Origin of the sequence: Dokdonia ponticola (assembly GCF_042653865.1) — a bacterium.
In the GTDB taxonomy this organism is placed as follows: domain Bacteria; phylum Bacteroidota; class Bacteroidia; order Flavobacteriales; family Flavobacteriaceae; genus Dokdonia; species Dokdonia ponticola.
This window is the reverse complement of record NZ_JBHSFV010000011.1, coordinates 51131-70474: the sequence shown is the minus strand read 5'-3', so window position 1 is coordinate 70474 and position 19344 is coordinate 51131. Positions and strand designations below refer to the sequence as shown.

At 37.7% G+C, this 19344-nt stretch carries 15 protein-coding genes; 5 read left to right on the top strand and 10 right to left on the bottom strand.

Annotation, left to right across the window (positions count from 1 at the left end):
• Positions 1-110: 110 nt before the first annotated feature.
• From ACFO3O_RS16730 to ACFO3O_RS16720, 3 genes are all read right to left on the bottom strand, one after another.
• Positions 111-716 (bottom strand): hypothetical protein, encoded by a 606-nt coding sequence (locus ACFO3O_RS16730; RefSeq protein WP_379980906.1) that lies wholly within the window; start codon positions 714-716, stop codon positions 111-113.
• Positions 717-1056: 340 nt separating this feature from the next.
• Positions 1057-2298 carry a peptidase T gene (gene pepT / locus ACFO3O_RS16725; protein WP_379980904.1) on the bottom strand — a complete coding sequence of 414 codons (1242 nt, stop codon included), beginning with the start codon at positions 2296-2298 and terminating at the stop codon, positions 1057-1059.
• 600 nt (positions 2299-2898) lie between these two features.
• Entirely contained in the window at positions 2899-3741 is an 843-nt protein-coding gene (locus tag ACFO3O_RS16720) for an alpha/beta hydrolase (protein WP_379980902.1), read from the bottom strand.
• A gap of 86 nt (positions 3742-3827) precedes the next feature.
• On the opposite strand from ACFO3O_RS16720, the gene ACFO3O_RS16715 reads away from it, so the two are divergent.
• The gene (locus tag ACFO3O_RS16715; RefSeq protein WP_379981139.1) at positions 3828-4856 is read left to right on the top strand and encodes a quinone-dependent dihydroorotate dehydrogenase; all 1029 of its coding nucleotides are present in this window, start codon (positions 3828-3830) and stop codon (positions 4854-4856) included.
• Between the two features lie 103 nt (positions 4857-4959).
• The gene (locus tag ACFO3O_RS16710; protein ID WP_379980900.1) at positions 4960-5121 is read left to right on the top strand and encodes a hypothetical protein; all 162 of its coding nucleotides are present in this window, start codon (positions 4960-4962) and stop codon (positions 5119-5121) included.
• A 183-nt stretch (positions 5122-5304) separates the two neighbouring features.
• On the opposite strand, the gene ACFO3O_RS16705 is transcribed toward ACFO3O_RS16710, so the two are convergent.
• Both ACFO3O_RS16705 and ACFO3O_RS16700 read right to left on the bottom strand, forming a co-directional pair.
• Positions 5305-5847 (bottom strand): RDD family protein, encoded by a 543-nt coding sequence (locus tag ACFO3O_RS16705; RefSeq protein ID WP_379980898.1) that lies wholly within the window; start codon positions 5845-5847, stop codon positions 5305-5307.
• A gap of 615 nt (positions 5848-6462) precedes the next feature.
• Positions 6463-7176 (bottom strand): hypothetical protein, encoded by a 714-nt coding sequence (locus ACFO3O_RS16700; protein ID WP_379980896.1) that lies wholly within the window; start codon positions 7174-7176, stop codon positions 6463-6465.
• Between the two features lie 232 nt (positions 7177-7408).
• On the opposite strand from ACFO3O_RS16700, the gene ACFO3O_RS16695 reads away from it, so the two are divergent.
• Entirely contained in the window at positions 7409-8020 is a 612-nt protein-coding gene (locus tag ACFO3O_RS16695) for a LysE family translocator (RefSeq protein WP_379980894.1), read from the top strand.
• 123 nt (positions 8021-8143) lie between these two features.
• Positions 8144-8968, top strand: a complete 825-nt coding sequence (locus tag ACFO3O_RS16690) for a hydroxymethylglutaryl-CoA lyase (protein ID WP_379981137.1) — start codon at positions 8144-8146, stop codon at positions 8966-8968.
• A 169-nt stretch (positions 8969-9137) separates the two neighbouring features.
• Here the strand turns inward: ACFO3O_RS16690 and ACFO3O_RS16685 are convergent, their stop codons facing one another.
• The 5 genes from ACFO3O_RS16685 to ACFO3O_RS16665 all read right to left on the bottom strand — a co-directional run bounded on the left by ACFO3O_RS16685 (position 9138) and on the right by ACFO3O_RS16665 (position 14376).
• Positions 9138-9473: a nuclear transport factor 2 family protein gene (locus ACFO3O_RS16685; RefSeq protein ID WP_379980892.1), complete on the bottom strand. Its 336-nt coding sequence runs from the start codon at positions 9471-9473 to the stop codon at positions 9138-9140.
• A gap of 70 nt (positions 9474-9543) precedes the next feature.
• Positions 9544-11076 carry an alpha/beta hydrolase gene (locus tag ACFO3O_RS16680; protein WP_379980890.1) on the bottom strand — a complete coding sequence of 511 codons (1533 nt, stop codon included), beginning with the start codon at positions 11074-11076 and terminating at the stop codon, positions 9544-9546.
• Between the two features lie 122 nt (positions 11077-11198).
• Positions 11199-13040, bottom strand: coding sequence for a Xaa-Pro dipeptidyl-peptidase (locus ACFO3O_RS16675; RefSeq protein WP_379980888.1), 1842 nt, complete (start codon positions 13038-13040; stop codon positions 11199-11201).
• A 67-nt stretch (positions 13041-13107) separates the two neighbouring features.
• Positions 13108-13410, bottom strand: coding sequence for a peptidyl-tRNA hydrolase (locus ACFO3O_RS16670; RefSeq protein WP_379980886.1), 303 nt, complete (start codon positions 13408-13410; stop codon positions 13108-13110).
• Positions 13411-13419: 9 nt separating this feature from the next.
• A complete protein-coding gene (locus ACFO3O_RS16665) occupies positions 13420-14376 on the bottom strand; it encodes an ion channel (protein ID WP_379980884.1) in 957 nt (318 codons plus the stop codon).
• 325 nt (positions 14377-14701) lie between these two features.
• Between ACFO3O_RS16665 and ACFO3O_RS16660 the strand changes: the two genes are divergently transcribed.
• Complete coding sequence (locus ACFO3O_RS16660; protein WP_379980882.1) at positions 14702-19342, top strand: M36 family metallopeptidase; 4641 nt, start codon at positions 14702-14704, stop codon at positions 19340-19342.
• Positions 19343-19344: the final 2 nt, after the last annotated feature.

Genomic DNA, 19344 nt, shown 5'->3' with positions numbered 1-19344 from the left:
TTTTAGTTTTATTCGATAGTCGAGATTAAATACTCCTAGGCTTACCCAGGCATCAAATTATTTTTCTCAAAATATACTTTTTTAGGTTTATCCCTAGGTAGTTTTAGTATCTAGAAACGATATCCTACAGATACTCCGCCTCTAAAAAAGCCCTCTGGGTCATTATTAAAACTTTCATCATCATTAGTGTTCCCGAGATAACGCCCAGCTCCTAGAGAAAGTTCTAAGACAAACCCATTTCTACTCACCCATTTTTGTCCAATAGCAAATCCGATACCAAATCTGTTCCAGTCCTGATTGACCGCTTCAAAAAGAACTTCTCCATTTGGACCAGGAGTCTCTAGAATACGCGTATCATTAGATTCGCCATTTGCATACTGTAGTAAGCCCTCAGCGAAAAATCCCCTAGCTCCATAATCTTTCTTATTGAAGAAATATTGTCTGTAAAATCCTGTCAATGCAAAGTTTTGATCTATGTCAGAATTATTTCCATCAAGATTAATATTGATAGCACCTCCAACACCAGAATATCTACTCAATACATACTCGTAACTAATATCTAAAGCGGGTACAGCCAGCCCTTCTATAGCATCAATTTTTATTTCATGTTTTTTGTTATTGATTTCATTCAAGTTTACAGGTTGATCATCTGGATTTTCTTGCGCAAACGTTATTACAGAAATTACTAGGCATACCATTGTTGTTAATTTTCTCATAGGATTTGTTGTTAGAGATAGTTGTTGACCACGTTTCTATTATGAGTGATATTGACTATCTTTTGTGAATGTAGTTTATTGTTATACAGTATAGAGTCGCAAAGGTGTAAAAGGTTGCTTCGTTATAACTTAATTAACGTATCGTTAACGATGAATGGTGTGTGTTTATATTTAGGATGCCTAAAATCAAATTGTTATGATTTATGTTTGTTTTAAATTCTATTATATCAAAAATTATATCCAAAAAATCCCCTTATATTTTTGAGCTTTTTTTCGCTTAAAAATATAAGAGGATTTTATTAAGTACTATGTTGTTTGTAAGGGAACTATAAGCAATAAACTATTGTGCTCTTTGTGCTGTAATTTCAGTGATTTTTACAATGACTTCTACGGCGCGCATCATACTTTCTACAGGTACATATTCATACCTTCCATGAAAGTTATGACCACCTGCAAAGATGTTAGGGCAGGGGAGTCCCATATACGAAAGTTGAGAACCATCTGTCCCACCACGTATCGGTTTAATTAGTGGTTGAATATCTAAAGCTTTCATAGCTTCTTCGGCAATGTCTACAATGTGCATGACAGGTACTACTTTTTCACGCATATTATAATATTGATCTTTGATCACTATGGTAATTAATTCTTTTCCTAATTGTGTATTCAATTCGTTGGCTAGTTTGACCATCATTTCCTTACGGGCTTCAAAATGGTCCTTGTCATGATCTCGGATAATGTATTCTAGCTTTGTACTATCGACGCCTCCTTCAATACTATATAAATGAAAAAAACCTTCACGATTTTCGGTATGCTCGGGAGTTTCTAATCGTGGTAATGCGTTGATGTAATCGGTAGCGATATACATACTATTCACCATTTTCCCTTTGGCATAGCCAGGATGTACAATTTTACCTTCTATAGTCACCACCGCGCCAGCCGCATTAAAGTTCTCATATTCTAATTCGCCTATCTGACTTCCGTCCATGGTATATGCCCAATCGGCAGCAAATTTTTCTACATCAAATTTATGTGCACCTCTCCCTATTTCTTCATCGGGGGTAAAGCCCACGCGTATAGGCCCATGTTTAATTTCTGGATGCGCTAATAAATACTGCATTGCCTCCATAATTTCTGTAATTCCTGCCTTGTCATCGGCACCTAAGAGGGTCGTACCATCGGTGGTGATAATAGTTTGTCCTTTGTATTGGAGAAGGTCATCAAAGTAGGTAGGTGATAAGACAATATTTTGTGCTTCATTTAGTACAATATCACCTCCATCATAGTTTTCTATGATCTGTGGTTTTACATCTTTTCCTGTAAAATCGGGTGTGGTATCAAAATGAGATATAAAGCCAATGGTTGGAACGTGATGCGATACATTAGAAGGCAGTGTTGCCATGATGTATGCATTCTCATCTATCGTTACATCAGTCATTCCCATCGCTTCTAACTCGTCTGCTAGCTTACGAGCGAGATCCCATTGTTTTTCAGAACTAGGTGTGGTGTCACTATTTGGGTCGCTTTCGGTATCGATGGTTACATAACTTATAAAACGGTCTATCAATCTTTGTTTGTCTATCATATTCTTTTATTTCCGTGAAGGCGGAAATCTCATCCTATCTTCACTATTCATAATTTCTATTCTTATACCACAGCATGACACTCAGGGTAAATTCCGACGGAAATCTCATCCTATCTTCACTATTCATAATTTCTATTCTCATGCCACAGCATGACACTCAGGGTAAAATCCAGCGGAAATCTCATGTTATTTTTTCTTTCTTTCTATATTTTAAAATCACAAGCTGGGATTTCGATACAATTTCCTTTCTGCCTTTCGGCGAAATCAAATCACTCAATCGCCTTGCTTTCTACTTTCTAATCCCAAATCCCAAATCCCAAATCCCAAATCTAAAAATAGAGTATTACTCTAATTGTTGTTAAAAATAGAACACGACTCTATTTGTGAAAATCTCAAATTTTAATATCAGCATCCAGCACCCAGCACCCAGCATCCCACTTCCAGCATTTTACAGCAATGTCTTCGACAAGCTCAGACTGACAATTTTTAAAATCCAACTTCCCACTTTTCACTTCAAAACATCCAGCATCCAGCATCCAGTATTTAGCACCCAGCACCCAGTACCCAGCATCCCACACCTAACTTCCCACTTCCCACTTCTCACTTCCCACTTTCTTCTTTCGGGGAATAAAAATTCAGAAAAGCTTCATAAACGGCCTTATGCAGAATATTTGAATGATCCTGTCCGTCAAAGTAGGTGAAAGTCGAAATGATAGTTCTGTCTTCTTTTAAAGCACCGATCAAACTAAAGGCAGCACTTTCCATATACGGGCCTTCTTTTCCCACGGCAACATACACTTTTGTGGGTGTTTTGGTTGCTACACGCGCTCTAGGAAGTAATGAGTTGTCATCCCACCATAAACTAGGACTCACGATGATGTAGTTGGAGAAAAGGCTGGGTTGTGTCCACAGAATTTCGGTAGCGAGCAATCCACCTAGCGATTGTCCGATCAAGGTACGCTCTTTTGTCACCCGATAGGTATTGGTGACATACGGCTGTAGTTCGTTTTTTAAAAAGGAAATAAACGCTTCAGAACCACCCGTGGTAGGAAAATCTTCCTTGTCTTTTGCATTGGTGGTTGGGTAGGTGAAATCTCGTTTTCTGTCTATATTACTGATCCCAACAACAATCGATTCGGGTAACATATTGATCCACGGGAAGTTTCCAAATTGCACAATTCCTGCTACGTGTATAAAATCTTCGTTTTTACTACCATCTAGCAAATAGATCACAGGGTAGGAGGTATCCTTTTTTGTGTCGTATGATAGCGGTAAGTACACATTAATGGTTCTGTTTTCTTCTAAAATAGCCGAATGAAATGTACGTGTTTCACCTATGGTAAAAGGTGCTGTTTCTAAGGTGGGAATCGCTTGGTTAGATTGTGCTATGCTCGCTGTACACAGAGAGAAGAATACCAATAGAAAGACGTATAATTTTGTCATAAATGAGATTGATTTTTTTTCCGCTTTCGCGAAAGCATAAAATTACCGATTTTCAATTACTTTTGCACTCAAGATCACAAACGATTATGTACAAACTTCTTGTCAGACCCATTCTTTTTTTATTTGACCCTGAAAAAGTTCACTATTTCACCTTTTCGCTGATTCGGAATATGACCAAATTAGGGTTTGGAGGGCTTTTTAGAAGTTTGTGGCAAGTCAATGATAAACGATTAGAACGCACGGTTTTTGGACTTAAATTTAAGAACCCTGTCGGACTTGCGGCAGGTTTTGATAAAGATGCTAAGTTGTACAAAGAGCTAGATAATGTAGGGTTTGGTTTTATTGAAATTGGAACGGTTACGCCCGAAGCACAAGTGGGAAATCCTAAAAAACGGTTGTTCCGATTGAAAAGTGATCAAGGAATTATCAACCGCATGGGTTTCAATAATGGTGGCGTGGATGCGGCTGCAGAACGATTAAAATCCAATAAAAACATCCTGATTGGAGGGAACATAGGGAAGAATACGGCTACTAAACCTGAAGATTATACAGACGATTACCTAAGGTGTTTTCATGCACTGCACCCATATGTTAATTATTTTGTGCTGAATGTGAGCTGTCCTAATGTATCGAGCCACGCAAAACTGAACGATAAAGAGTATTTAGTGGAGTTGATTCAGGCAGTACAGGCCGCCAACAATACCTACGAGGTACAACGACCGATTGTCTTAAAAATCGCACCCGATCTGAATGACCAACAACTGGATGAGATTGTGGAGTTGGTACAAGAAACCAACCTAGATGGGGTGATTGCGAGTAATACGTCTGTGTCTAGAGAAGGCTTAAAAGCCTCAAAAGAACGCTTAGACGAAATCGGAAATGGTGGTCTCAGCGGAAAACCCATCACGGAAAAATCTACCCGCGTAATTCGCTACTTATCTGAAAAGAGTAACAACTCCTTTCCCATTATTGGTGTTGGCGGTATTCACTCGGTACAGGATGCATTGGATAAATTGGATGCAGGTGCCAGTCTTATCCAATTATACACAGGGTTTATTTATGAAGGCCCTAGTTTGATTAGGGATATTAATAAGGCGCTTTTGAAGCGTTCTTAATAATCATTTTAAAAAATCGAAGCCGTTTTGTAATGTTGAGCCTTTTTTTCGATTAACTCTTGTAGCTAAACAAATCATTAAAAACACCTTATCATCATCTACCATGCGAAATTCTCATAAAGTCCTTCTTGCTTCTGTTATGGTATTGCTTTTTTCATTAAAACCGGATGTGGCGACCTTTATCCCACAGATCGTAAAAGTAGGTGCTGCAGGTGTCTTATTGCTTTTAGGATTGTATTTGACGTGGAAAGAACGTCAGTGGTAGTTATTGCTTCTAAGAATGAATTTCTTGGTTTTGTAAGTTTATACACTTTGATGTATTAGTTTTTAAAAATCAGACCTGAATATCGGATGGCATAAAAAAAAGTCTCGGGAGAGAGGGGTAGAATTTGTCGTTTTTATCAGGATTTTGGAGGTGTGGAATGGGTACCGTTGTTGACAACAGTATTTATTTTTCCTTCTTAATCACATATGTTTTCGCTATAAAATCTTTCAGTGATCTTTGCTGTTTATTCAAGTCAACGAGATAGACGATTACATCAACTAAGGTTGCATATGACAAGACAGTTGCAATAAGTGTTAGAAAAGGATATTCTTCACCCATTTTTGTTCCGAAATCAATGACTCCGTTCGAATCAAGTACATAGGGATTATTGAATGCGAAAAAATGAATTATGATATAGGCAATTGCTGGGACAATTAATATCAAACTTCTCATTATTGATTTATTAAAATCAATGTAGTTATAGTTCAAATCTGTAACCTCCATTTTCATCACCATTTTACCTAAAGTAGCTTTATATCTAGATTCGAAGTATGGTTTGTATGCCATTCCAATCAGTGCGAAAATGAGATAAACCCCAAAACTTTTGAAAGTAGTAAAGTTTAATTGATTTATTGCGAATGACAGCCCCCCAATAATTATTGAATCAATAATACTTGCTAGGAATCGATCTGTAAATCCAGCATGTTCAGGAGTTTCGTTGTTCATAAGTATATAGTTGCTAACGTTCAGTATAAGAAACGTAGGGCAGGTGATAAGCACTTTCGTTTCGATTAATTACTTAGCTAAATATAAATATTTTGCTTTTATTTTTTCTACTATAAACGCCAAATTTTATATTTAGTGGACTATGTAAATAAACACAGAATTTTGGAGTTAAGACAAAAGCCCTATGTTTTTTATACATTGTGTGTGCCCAGCATGGGCGTCTTTTATGTATCGAAAGATAACTAATTCATTTAGAAGGTGTAAGTTCCTTTTGGGCAGGGGTGATCCTTCGACTATCGCTCAGGACAGACTATTTGAACCATTAGTAAGTTGCAAGGTAGCTAACCGTGAGGTTAGGACCGAAAGTAATCCTTTGCGAAATACTAAAGGGAGCATTGATTTCTGTTATTGGGTGACCAATTCCCAAAGAAGTCTGTAGTCCTTTGATACATTAGGGACTCCTTTTGATGGGTGTAAAGAGCGATTGAAAAGATGGATTGCTAACCGCCGTATACGAGAATCGCTTGGCCTGTCCTGAGCGATAGCCGAAGGATACGGTGGTGTGAGAGGATTAGGGGTGAGATTCCCCTTTTCCTACTCGACTGGCAATAGTAATTATTCCACTTGCTTATTTCCTATATATTTAACCTTGTGGTGTTCTATATATTTAAAAACTCCTTTTTTGTTTAATTGTATTTCAGACCATGTTGTGTCAATTTCAGTTTCTTTATTTTGTTCAGCCGATTCTTCGTCGTAATTGGAAATATCGGTATTTTCTATTCTAAAGTCGCTAAACCACTTTCCGTATTTTTTTCCAATCCATCCTCCGTCTCCACCTTCATAGCCTATAACACTAATGCTTATTGGCTTTAAATTGTCTTTTTCCGCTGTAACTGCATAAAGTGTTCTGCAACAACTTTCGTCGTCATATGTGAATGTATATAAATAAAAATTCTCATATTCTTTAAATTCATTAAAAGCATAAGCTTCTGGAAAATCAGCGTGAAGATTTTCAGGATATCCGATTTCAATTTTATGAGGTGTTATATATCTTGTAATAAAATCTTCAGGTATTTTTTCTAAATTTTTAACATCGATTTTCTCAATGTCTATTGTTTTGGATAAAGGCGAAGTTTTTGATTTAATATATCCAATATCAAATTCTGTTTTTGAGTCAGTTTCAGATATTGGTTTTGAAATTTTATTTTCAATTTTTTTAACATTCAGTTCCGTCGGGTTTTGTCCTCTTTCGCTTTCTAATAGGTTTTTAGGTTCCGATTTACAGGAATAAAGTTGGATTATTATAAGAAGTAATAATGTGTTTTTCATATTGTTGTCAACAATGGAATATAGGATATATGTCCTATATATTCCATGTATTTATTACAAATCTAACAGTTTTTTAATTGATTTAAAATGTAAAGGAATCATAAGTTATACTAAACTAGGAGCTTACTTCGTAAAATGGAAAATTAGATTCCTTTGAATGGCTCGTAGGATTGTTTAGAAGATATTTACTTATTTTTACGACAAAACAAAACCTCATGAAATCCTGTCGTCCATGCTAGAATCTATGCTTGCCTTTTTGGGAGCAACAGCGTTATTAGCGTTTTCTCCAGGACCCGACAATATCTATGTATTGACACAAAGTGTGGTGAATGGGCGTGCTTCTGGATTGGCGACTACCGCAGGACTCATCTCAGGGTGTATCGTACATACTACGCTAGTAGCCTTTGGCGTTTCAGCGATTATTGCGACGTCTCCTACGGTGTTTTTTAGCATCAAAGTATTGGGTGCCGCGTACCTTTTATTTTTGGCGTATAAAGTGTTTAAAAGTGATGGTACAGTATCGCTTACAGAAGGAGCTCCCAAAAAGAGTTACATGAGTTTATTCAAGCAAGGCGTGTTGATGAATATCCTCAATCCCAAAGTCACTATTTTCTTTCTAGCGTTCTTTCCTGGATTTTTATGGGAACCAGAAGGCAATACCGTGTTTCAGTTCTATGTCTTAGGCATTTTGTTTATGATAGAATCCTTCATCATTTTTGGTGGAATTGCGGTGTTGGCAGGCAGTATATCAGGATATCTTAAAAAAAGCAATCGAATAGGTATTGTCCTTAAATGGGTACAGATTATCGTTTTTATAGGCATTGCGATTTTCATTCTGGTTTAGCTTTCGTACTTCAACGATATTCAGCATAAACTTCTTCGTCACAAAGTTCCTCGAAAGCGTAATTAACACTATTTTTACATAGTGAAAACCAAGGTAAAGATCATAGAATGTCCTCGTGACGCGATGCAAGGAATTAAAGATTGGATTCCGACCGAAGCAAAAGTACAATACATACAGTCGTTGTTGCGCTGTGGTTTTGATACCATAGACGTGGGGAGTTTTGTGTCCCCAAAAGCCATTCCGCAGATGGTTGACTCGGCCGAGGTATTACACAGTCTAGATCTTTCTAAAACTGATAGTAAACTGCTTACCATTATAGCGAATGTACGTGGCGCCACCGATGCGGTCACCCACGAGATGGTTGATTATCTAGGCTATCCTTTTTCGATTTCTGAAAACTTCCAGATGCGTAATACACACAAAACCATCGCAGAGTCGGTTGAGGTACTGAAAGAGATTTTAGATCTTGCACATGGTAACGATAAAGAAGTGGTGGTGTATATTTCCATGGGATTCGGAAATCCGTACGGAGACCCGTGGAATGTAGATATTGTCGGGGAGTGGACAGAAAAGTTAAGTGATATGGGTGTGAATATTCTCTCCTTATCGGATACTGTAGGAACGTCTAATCCTGAAAATATTAACTATCTATTTTCTAATCTCATTCCTAAATACCCAACCATAGAGTTTGGCGCACATTTACACACCACACCCACCACATGGCACGAAAAAGTAGATGCTGCTTATAAAGCAGGATGTCGTCGTTTTGATGGGGCTATTCAAGGGTTTGGAGGCTGCCCGATGGCAAAAGATGAGCTGACAGGTAATATGCCTACCGAAAAATTAGTTTCTTACTTTGCTTCTGTAAAAGCAGATGCTAATATCAATGCGATGTCTTTTGAAAGCAGTTATAATGAGGCGTTAAAAATATTTGAGAAATACCACTAAAACTTACTTGCAATAGAAGTAATTTATACTTTCTCCATTCGCTAAAAAAATTGCTCTTTTTTAGCTGTTTTTTTCTTTTTTTCTTTCCGTAGCGATGCTATGCAACTCAAAAAAGCCTTCAAACAGTCAAAAAAATACTTAATTTTCGCTTGAATGTAGAAAGTTTAAATTACTTCATAAAATGTGCTTTTGTAATGGTCGTTTCATCTACCTCATAAATTGCGATAAATTCTAAAATATCCACTCCTTTTCGACCAGTAATTTCTTCGTGATCAATGACTTTATTCCCTAAAACAATTCTATGGAGTAGTTTTGAATGGAGATTTGGAGAGGTGTCAAATATCTCAGCATAGGTCGTTCTTATTTGCTCCTGTCCTTTTACAAAAGGGAGTGTCTCACCAAAAGCATATAGCTCAGCGTTTGCTGCATGCATGGCGAGAAAGGTTTCTATATCTCTATTGTTATAGGCATCTAGTTGTCTTTGAACGATTTCTTGTGGAGCCATAAATACTATATACTATAATGGATAAATACTTTTTTACAAGATACTTCTTTTGTTCTATACCGTATCCACTTTAGTATGGTCGTAACTCCTTTAATCGTTGTATGGCGTTTTGATTAGTTGGATCTAAGGAAAGTGATTTTTCAAAATAGCGAATTGCATTTTTGGTATCTTCTAAATATACATACCCTTCAGCCAAACTATCATAAAGATTTGCGGAGTTTGGATACAGCATTGTGGCAAACTCATACACAGCAATCCCTTCTTTTGAGGTTATAGGATTAAAAATGAGTTGCAATCCAAGGGTATTTAGATTTCCTTCTGGGATGATTAGTGCAGGGTGTTTTCTTTTCTGATCCTTATAGAGCGTCAACATATTTTTATATGCTTGTTGCTTTGCTAGTTTTAAGAAGTCGTAAAACTCAAAAGCCTTTTTGGTTGCTGCTTTTTTTAATTCAATTGAAATCAAATCTGTAGATATCTTATTTTCCTGAGGGGTATTTCTTATAAACTCTAAAGAGGCTTGCTCATTTTTGAGATAGGCATTCATAAACTGTAAACCATACGTAGCAGCAATTTTATAAGATGCCATAATCTGCTCATCACTCTTATCTTGTTTTGGGTCTCGCCCTGCAAAAAGAACGCCTAACGTACTAAAATACGTATGCGATAGATCGTGTAAACGTATTTTATAAGCGTCACTTTCTGTCAACTCATCATAAAAAGTAAAATCTGTATTTAGAGCGTTAGGCATGTTTTCTTGCTCCATAATCGCTTTCGGAATTTCTTTTTGAGCCAAATGCATAAAAGGGATGTTCGCTTTTTTGAGATCATAAAAAGCCGTCGATTTCAAAAGATCAGGGTTATAACGGATCGTGCCATCAAGACTTAGGTTTGCTTTTATAATGGGATTGCGCATTTGCAGCAGTATATTGGAGATTCCTCCAAAACTATATCCCATTGTTCCGACATGCTTCATATCTGCTGATGGGAAATCAGAAATCTCCTTAATAAGAAATTCAAGGTCTCTGGCTTGGGTTTCTATGGCACGTTCTGGTTTTTGATAACGTTTGGAAGTAGCCCCTCGACTAGGACTTGCAATCACAATATATCCGTGACTTGCTAAGAGTTCGCATAAGGCAAAATTTTCTATGGATGAAAATTCAAAACCAGGGGCATATATAACTACAGGAAAAGCACCTTTTGCAGGTGATAGATCTTTAAAAGCAGTAGTGATTTCGGTAAGATGTTGTTGATTCTCTGGCGTATTTTTAAAGTAAAACCAATCCAAGAGAAAATAGTTGGGCAGGTGTTCCCATTCTTCCTCTTCTTTCAAAATCTCCATGTAATTTAAAACAGATAACGGTGATCTGTTTTTAGAATGTATAGTTGAAGGATACCAGATACTCACAGGAATAGGGCGGAAGGATGGGATTGCATTGATATCAGGTTTTGAAATATAGCTTCGAGTGCTATCGATTGTGGTGTAATGTGTGAAACCTACGGTATATTTTCCGTTTTTTAAATCTATGTCTTTTAAGGAAGTTTGACTGGATATGGAGTGGGTGAGTAGGCACACTAAAAGCGTAAGGATGGATAATTTCATGATGGATAGATAGAATATTCCCTATAAAGATGGCATTTATGCACACATGTTACACTTAGAATTGTCAGATAAAAAAAGGCACTCGTTAGGAGTACCTTTTCTAGTCTATAAAATGGGACTATTTATTTTATTGCTTTCGCGAAAGCGGTCTCACCACCAACTACAGGAAGTGAAAGCATTGTTCCCGAAAGATCGAGCATCAATTGTGTACCTGGTTTTGGATGTAAGGTAAACTCGTTATCACTCGAAAAAATCATCAACCCGATTTGCTGCCCTTTTTTGATCACTTGATCATCAGGCATGAGGTCAAAGGTAACGTCATAAAATGTGCCTGGCACCAAAGGTTCTTCCTCACGAAGTGAACTATGATTTTTTGGGTCTGCCCATCCGCGGGTGATAATATTATCAGTGATTTTTACTTCTTTTCCATCTTCCCAAGGCAAGGAAACTAACCACACAGAAAGATTGGCAGCTGGTTGATCACTTGCCACTCGTACGGTGATTTTTGGAATTCCTGAAATATGGAGATCTTCTGTCAACTCAGGCGTTACATACAACAAACGATGTGCTGAATTTTCTGCCATTGCATGATCAGCCCCTTTGATGGTATAGTCGTCTGTTAGTGATTCTACTTTTTTACTTTTTTGTTGTTTTGTACTTAAATTCCCTTTTTGAGACCCACCGGCACCTAAGTATAAAGTAACTTCTGATGCATCAGGATTGGGGTACTCAGCATATGGAGTTGGATTGTCTCTTTTGTCATCTTCACGTACAATCCACGCACGGGCATCATTTTCGACCCCGTTTTCAATTCCGTGTAAGTATCGAGTAAACCATCGGTTACGCATTTTCATGGGCGGTGGACCTCCGTGACCATTTTGGTGATAAAAAATCTGAGAAGGAATGCCTTGCGCTTTGGCTTGTGCATAAATGCGGTAGCTATGTTCAGGCATTACATTCCAGTCATTAAAACCGTGTGACATGAGTAATGCAGCTTTCATAGGCTCCATCTGATTTAGGTAATCTCTTCCTGCCCAGAAATCATTATAATCCCCTGTAATTCGATCCATACCATTTATCATCTCCGTATCACGTACGGTTTTATTATTATACGGACGTTTTGCTTCATCACCACTATGGATGAAGTCATACAATACATCAATATCTTCTCCTAAATAGCCCCCTGGGGAGCGAACCAATCCGTTAGATCGGTAATAGTGATAGTAAGACGTGTTAGGCGCAATAGGAATAATCGCTTCTAGACCTTCGACACCTGTGGTGGCTGCAGCGAGAGGCAATGTACCATTATAAGAGGTTCCTGTCATTCCCACTTTTCCTGTAGACCAGAATGCGTCTACTGTTTCGTTTCCATCGGGGGTTGTATAGCCTTTTCTTTTTCCTGTCAGCCATTCGATCACGGCTTTTGGTGCAAGGGATTCATTAGGTCCTCCTACCGTGGGAGCTCCTTGTGAAAGCCCTGTTCCAGGCGATGATGAGTGTACGACGATATATCCTCTCGGAATCCATGTTTTAAGATGCGAATTTGAAATAATAGGACGCTTTCCTCTACGTTTCACTTCTGGATGTACGCGTTCTTCATTAGCCGGTTTTCCAAGTTCGTGCTCTACATTCCACATAGTACCAGGAAGATCTTGGGCAACGCCAGCAAAATACGGACTCGTTACGTATACGATAGGTAGTTTTAATCCCTCTGTATCGGTTTGTTGTGGGCGTGTCACCGACACGTGCATGCGATCCATTGTGTCATCACCATCGGTATTAAAATCGGTTTCTACCCATAAATCATGGCGTATCCAGCTACTTGGGTCTTCAAAAGCAGGAACTATTTGGGCCTCTCCATCTTTAAAAATAGGTGTAGCTTTAGGTTCTTTTTGTTGTGCACACGCTATGGTGAAACTTGCAAGTAGTATTAAAAGGAAATGGATGTTTCTATATTTTTTCATAAAAATAATTACGGTTATAAGGTGGATAGAAAGATAGGAATATTCCGCGGGAATTTAAAGAAGCTAGTTATCTGTATAATTTATAAAACCTAAAAGGCTTCGGCCATTCTTCTCTTGGTTTAAAAGCAATTGCCACTTCGGTGTGATCCAGCGCAGACTCTGTTAGTACCACATGGTCTTCAACTGTTTTTGCTTTTTGAAACTCTTTGTTAGTTACTTTACAAACCACTTTATAAAACGTTCCTGATATCCAATGCTGCATATCAGGATCTTCTTTAAATTTTAAATAAGCCGCTAGTGAGGCATGTGCTGCTGCCAATATCGCAAAGCCTTCAGGAACATCATCTTTAATAAGAATGTACATTTTCATAGCGTAGGTTTATGAGTTTAACGGTGCTTCATAGGTTTCATCCAGTCGTTCGATATCAATAGCGATTTTATCATTCTCGTAGGCAACTAGGTATACAAATTTTTGTCCCCATTGGATTTCTGCAGGTTTGTAGGAAGTTCGCGAATAGACAGTTTGTGAGAAGGACTCATCAAAAGCTTTCATGGTAATAATGAATTCGGCATCTCTCTCTTCTAAATCCTCTGGGGTAAACGCATGCAACGGACTCGTCTCGCTAATAGGATGTACCACCGTCCATACAGAAGGTAAAAAGACGACTTTAGATCGCTCTAAATCTAAACTGAAGAAATCTCGGAGCTGGGAGTTGTCTCTGCGTAAGGATATGGATACCGTTACTTCAACCTCCAATAACTGATTCTCTTGCACATTTACGACTCTAAACATAAAACCATTCATCTCATGGTATGGTGCTATGACGGCGTGTTCACTGAATTTCACAGTAGCTTTTGGTTTTGAAAACCGCCCATATAACATCCCCGTGGCCAGTGCAAAGGCTAATAACCCTAACATAGATTCTGTTGCGGCAACAATATTTGCCAAAAGCCCTAAAGGTGCCACACGCCCATATCCCAAGGTGGTAATGGTTTGTGCGCTAAAGAAAAAGGCTTCCATGAATTGTTCAAAAGTACCACCTACTTGCTTCATGCCTGTAAGATTCTCTATGCCAATAGCCATGTAGATCGAGGCAAATAGTGTATTTATGACAAAATATCCTAGTAGGATAATCCCCAAAAAGCGAGGCCAAGGCATCGAAACCAATGAATGGAAAAAATTGATGCGTTCTAAAAAGGGAATATTTGTTTTTCGGACATTAAATGTACCATCCTTATTAAGCGTGCGATATACACCAGACGTCTCCTTAACACCTAAACCTAGATCACTATATTCTTTTTTACTGTACTTTTTTGAGTTTTTCTTAGAACTCATGTGATGATGGTATCTATTAGTTCAAGGTATGAAGATATTAAAAAGTAGCATTACTATTTAAATACTAAAATAGTATTTTGATAGAACATATCATGTCTTGTTATAGAGGCTCTCTAAAGATTTTTTTTATATCATAAGAAGCTACGCTGTTATCATTTTGATAAAAAACGTATTTACTGCAAATTTTAATGTTATTCATGATGTACTCTGTCGATCATTTGGATTTTGTTAAAAAAAACATAATGTAATTGTTACTTTATCGTTGCTTTTGTGTATTTTGCAGATATTTTTTTAATTTTTTCTTAAAAGCCCCTTAAAAATGAAAATGAAATTATTTGTAATAGGATTTATTTTTCTGTGCAGTTCAGTGATTGCCCAGCAAAGACATAAGGGAAGTATTCCTTCAACTAAACAACGAGCTTCAATACCTATTAATGCGGTAAATAGCGCTCATCAGATTAAAGAAAACCCTCGCAATGTACGGGAGTTTTTAACTACGTTAGAACAGAATAACTCGCTTACTTCGGAAGATACAGCGTATGTAATTACCAGTGAACATGTAAGTTCTTTAAGTGGAGTTCATCATATTTACTATAGACAGGCAATTAATGGTATTGAAATACAGGGTACCGAATCTAGTTTGCATATTGCAAACGATGGTACTTTAGCTAAAGCACACACTAATTTTATTTCTGGTGTTACTTCACAAATAAAAAGTAGTGGAGCATCACTTTCTGCTTCAGATGCCATACAAGCTATTGCAGGTCAAATGAATTATGGAACCGTAGAAAATCTCACTGAAATTAGTTCAAAGAGTTCTGACAAGTCAAAACTTTTTAGTAAAGGTGGTATCTCTGGGGTAGAAATTCCAGCAAAACAAATGTATTACTTAGTTCCTAATGATGGAATTAGAATGGTATGGGAAATATCGATACAAGAATTAAATTCATCAGATTGGTGGAATTTTAGAGTAGATGCTAGTACAGGAGTCATTATAGATAAATATAACTTTACGCAGTCGTGTAATATCGTAGGTGATCATAGTGAGCATGTTCATACAACCACTACTGATGAAAATTGTGAGGAAGACTTTTCAGTAATAGAAACTCCAAGAACTCCCGTTGCAAATGAGGAAGATGCCTTTGTGGGTTCTTATTTGGTATATCCTGTATCTATAGAAAGCCCGTATTATGGAGCTAGACAATTAGTAACCAATCCAGAAAACCTAACAGCTTCTCCTTTTGGATGGCATGATACCGATGGCGTTGCAGGATCAGAATTTACAGATACTAGAGGTAATAATATTGAATCTCACCTAGATTTAAATGCAGATAATACTATAGATGCTAATTCGCAAGCAGATGGTGGTGCCGGGTTAAATTTTAACTTTGCCTTTGATGCCACTACGTTTGATGCTGGTTCAGGGCAAACGATCCCTTTATATTCTGGTGCTAACCCTTCTTTTGACGCGGCAGTAACCAATGTGTTTTATTGGTCAAATATCATACATGATATTACCTATTTGTATGGATTTGATGAAGCTAGTGGTAATTTTCAAGAGAATAACTACGGAAATGGAGGTTTAGGAAATGACAGCGTCATCGGAGATAATCAAGATGGTTCAGGAACGTGTAATGCTAATTTTGGAACTCCACCTGATGGTAATTCGCCACGAATGCAAATGTTTGTATGTAATGATGCAGATGGCGCTTATGATAATTTAGTAATTGTTCATGAATATGCACACGGTATATCTACACGTCTTACTGGAGGTGCTGGAAACTCAGGCGGATTAAACAATCAAGAGCAGCAAGGAGAAGGTTGGAGTGATTACTATGGCTATATGTATACCATGAACACTAGTAACGCAACAGCTGATAGAGCCGTGGGTACATTTCTAATAGGACAAGGAATTAATGGTTCAGGAATTAGATCGTTTCCATATAGTACCAATATGGCTACCAATCCTCAAACGTATCAATCGTTAATTAATCTTGGAGATGGTGCTGGAGTAGCACCACATGCTGTAGGAGAAATTTGGGCTACCATGTTGTATGATTTAACGCAAGCACTTATAGCTGAATATGGATTTGATTCAGATTTATATACAGGAACAGGCGGGAATAACATTTCACTTGCTTTAGTAACAGAAGGATTAAAATTACAACCAGCAAGCCCAGGATTTATCGATAGCCGTGATGCTATTTTACTTGCAGATCAATTACTGTATAATGGAGATAATCAATGTCTTATTTGGGAAGCATTTGCTGCTAGAGGATTAGGATTTGACGCGACTCAAGGGTCATCAAATCTCAGATCTGATGGAACAGCAGGCTTTCAGGTACCACCTATATCATTAACCGTATCTACTACTAATTTTTGTAGTATCAACGGACAAGAAACCTTATCAGGAGGTTTAGTCGGTGGGGGTACCTATAGCGGCCCTGGTGTAACAGATGATGGTAATGGGGCAACCTTTACATTTGATCCAGAAGTGGCAGGCATAGGAACACATACAATTACTTATACCGCCACAGACTGTAATGGTATGATGGGAACAGATACCGATACGATAACCGTAACAGAAGTATTACCAGAATTAAATCCGTGTGTCAATACGACCATTCCTATTGGAGCAAACGGTACGGCATTATTTGATCCTACTGCGCCTACAAATATTACAATTGTAGGTGGTAATAATGGTAGTAATGCTCAAGGAGATTCTGTCTTTGCCATTACCATTACAGAAGATGTGACCTTAACTTTTGATTGGAATTATACGACTACAGATGATCCTGGATTTGATAGTTTTGGATATGTGATAGATGATCTTGCCGCATATACGCAATTAACTAGTGATGCTATAGGAGCACAAAGTGGATCTTCTAATGTATCTTTAACTGCTGGTCAAATATTTGGATTTACAGTACGTACTGATGATAATGGATTTGGAGCTGCAACAGCCACTATTACAAACGTAATGCCTACTTTCTCTGGTGCATTAGACCAAAGTAATTGGGAAGAACTATTGTTTACATCTGATGGCTCTGCTACTTTTGGAGGAAGACCTGTATCGCTTTTGAATAGTTGTGGAACTATCAATACCACCCTAAGCCAAAGCGTATTTACGTGTTTAGACATTGGAGTGAATACTGTAACAGTAACAGTAACAGATGCTAATGGAAATACAGACACCTGTACGACAGACGTGACTATAACGGGAAGTGCGCTGAATACAACCACATTCTCAGCAGGAAGTTGGGATAACAGTGTGCCAACAGGCACCTCCATGGCTATCATTGATGATACCTATGATACTGCTGTGTTAGGAGATATTACCGCATGTTCCTGTCAAATTAATTCTACAGAAACCGTAACTGTAAGAGCAGGCGATTTTATGAACATTGCAGGAAATATTACAGTCAATGGAACATTGATCGTAGAACATGAAGGTAGTGTCGTACAAATAGATGAAAATGCACAAACTATTAATAACGGAAGTATCAGCGTAGCAAAAATGACCCCTCTCATAGATGATCGTAATTTTGTAGCAATGAGTAGTCCTGTGAGTGCAGAAGCGAGAGATCGTGTGTATGGAAACTCAAGAGCTGTATTTAGTATTATACCAAGTAATTTTGTTCCTTATGCGATAGATCCAGTAGCGTTCCCAGAATTTGTAGATGCAGAAAACTTCTTAGATGATAATAATGATTATTTAGCACCTGTAACAGGAAGTACAGCATTACCAGCCCCAGGTATCGGACAATTAGTATTTCCGCAACCAGCACCTAATGTTGGAGATGGAGCGTACACACTTACCTACACACAAGATGCTACACATCCAGGAACATTAAACTCTGGAACCATTACAGTTCCTATCAACTATAATGGACCTGCAACTATAAACAATTATAATATACTAGGTAATCCCTACGCATCTGCGATAGATGTTACTGCGTTTATTACGGCCAATGATGCCGTAAGTGCGGTATACTATTGGGATCATATTACAAACCCTACATCAGATTTACCTGGAGCGGGGACCAGTAATTTTTCTATGAATGATATCTCTATGCGTAATGCCCTCATGGGAGTAGCAGCAGTAAATGGAGGCACAGCACCAAGTCAATTTATGGCATCTGGTCAAGGTTTTGGAATAAAAGCAGAACAAGCAGAGATGATGAATAATACGCCTGTTGTATTTACAAACACCATGCGGGTCACTGGAAACAATGATGGATTTAGAAATAGTGAATCAGAGGAGGTAGATCCATCTGAAAAACTATGGTTGAATCTTACCACTAGTGCTTATGATGAAGCTATATCACAAGTAGGCGTCGGGTTTACTGATCAAGCAACTGCCGCATTTGACCCTGGATATGATACTAAGAGATTAGGTACGTTCCTATCATTATTTACAAACCTAGAGGGTGAATATCTAGCCATTCAAGGACGTGAAGCTTTCCATAATGAAATGGAAATACCTTTAGGCTTTTCAACAACTGTCGAAGAAGAAGCTATTTACACGATTAATATAGATCGTTTTGAAGGTTTACACCTAGAAACAGCACCTGTATACCTCGTAGATCATGTCTTAAATACGGTGACAAATTTAAAGGAAACCTCTTATAGCTTTACCGCTACAAAAGGAATACAACCCGATCGTTTTATCATTGTGTTTAAAGAAAGAGAGGTGCTGAGTACGGATGATGGAATCATTAAGGAAAATGAAATCACACTTTTCCCGAACCCTACATCGCATACCGTAACCTTAGGATATGTTGGAAGTAAACAATTACAAAAAGTGATGATTTCAAATATAAATGGACAATACGTGCAACAAATGAAGGTTACTGGATTTAATCAATCTCAATCATTTGATGTGCAGAAACTTTCTACAGGTATTTACTTTATGCAAGTAATCTTTGAAGACCAAATAGTCGTTAAAAAGCTTATTGTTAATTAAAA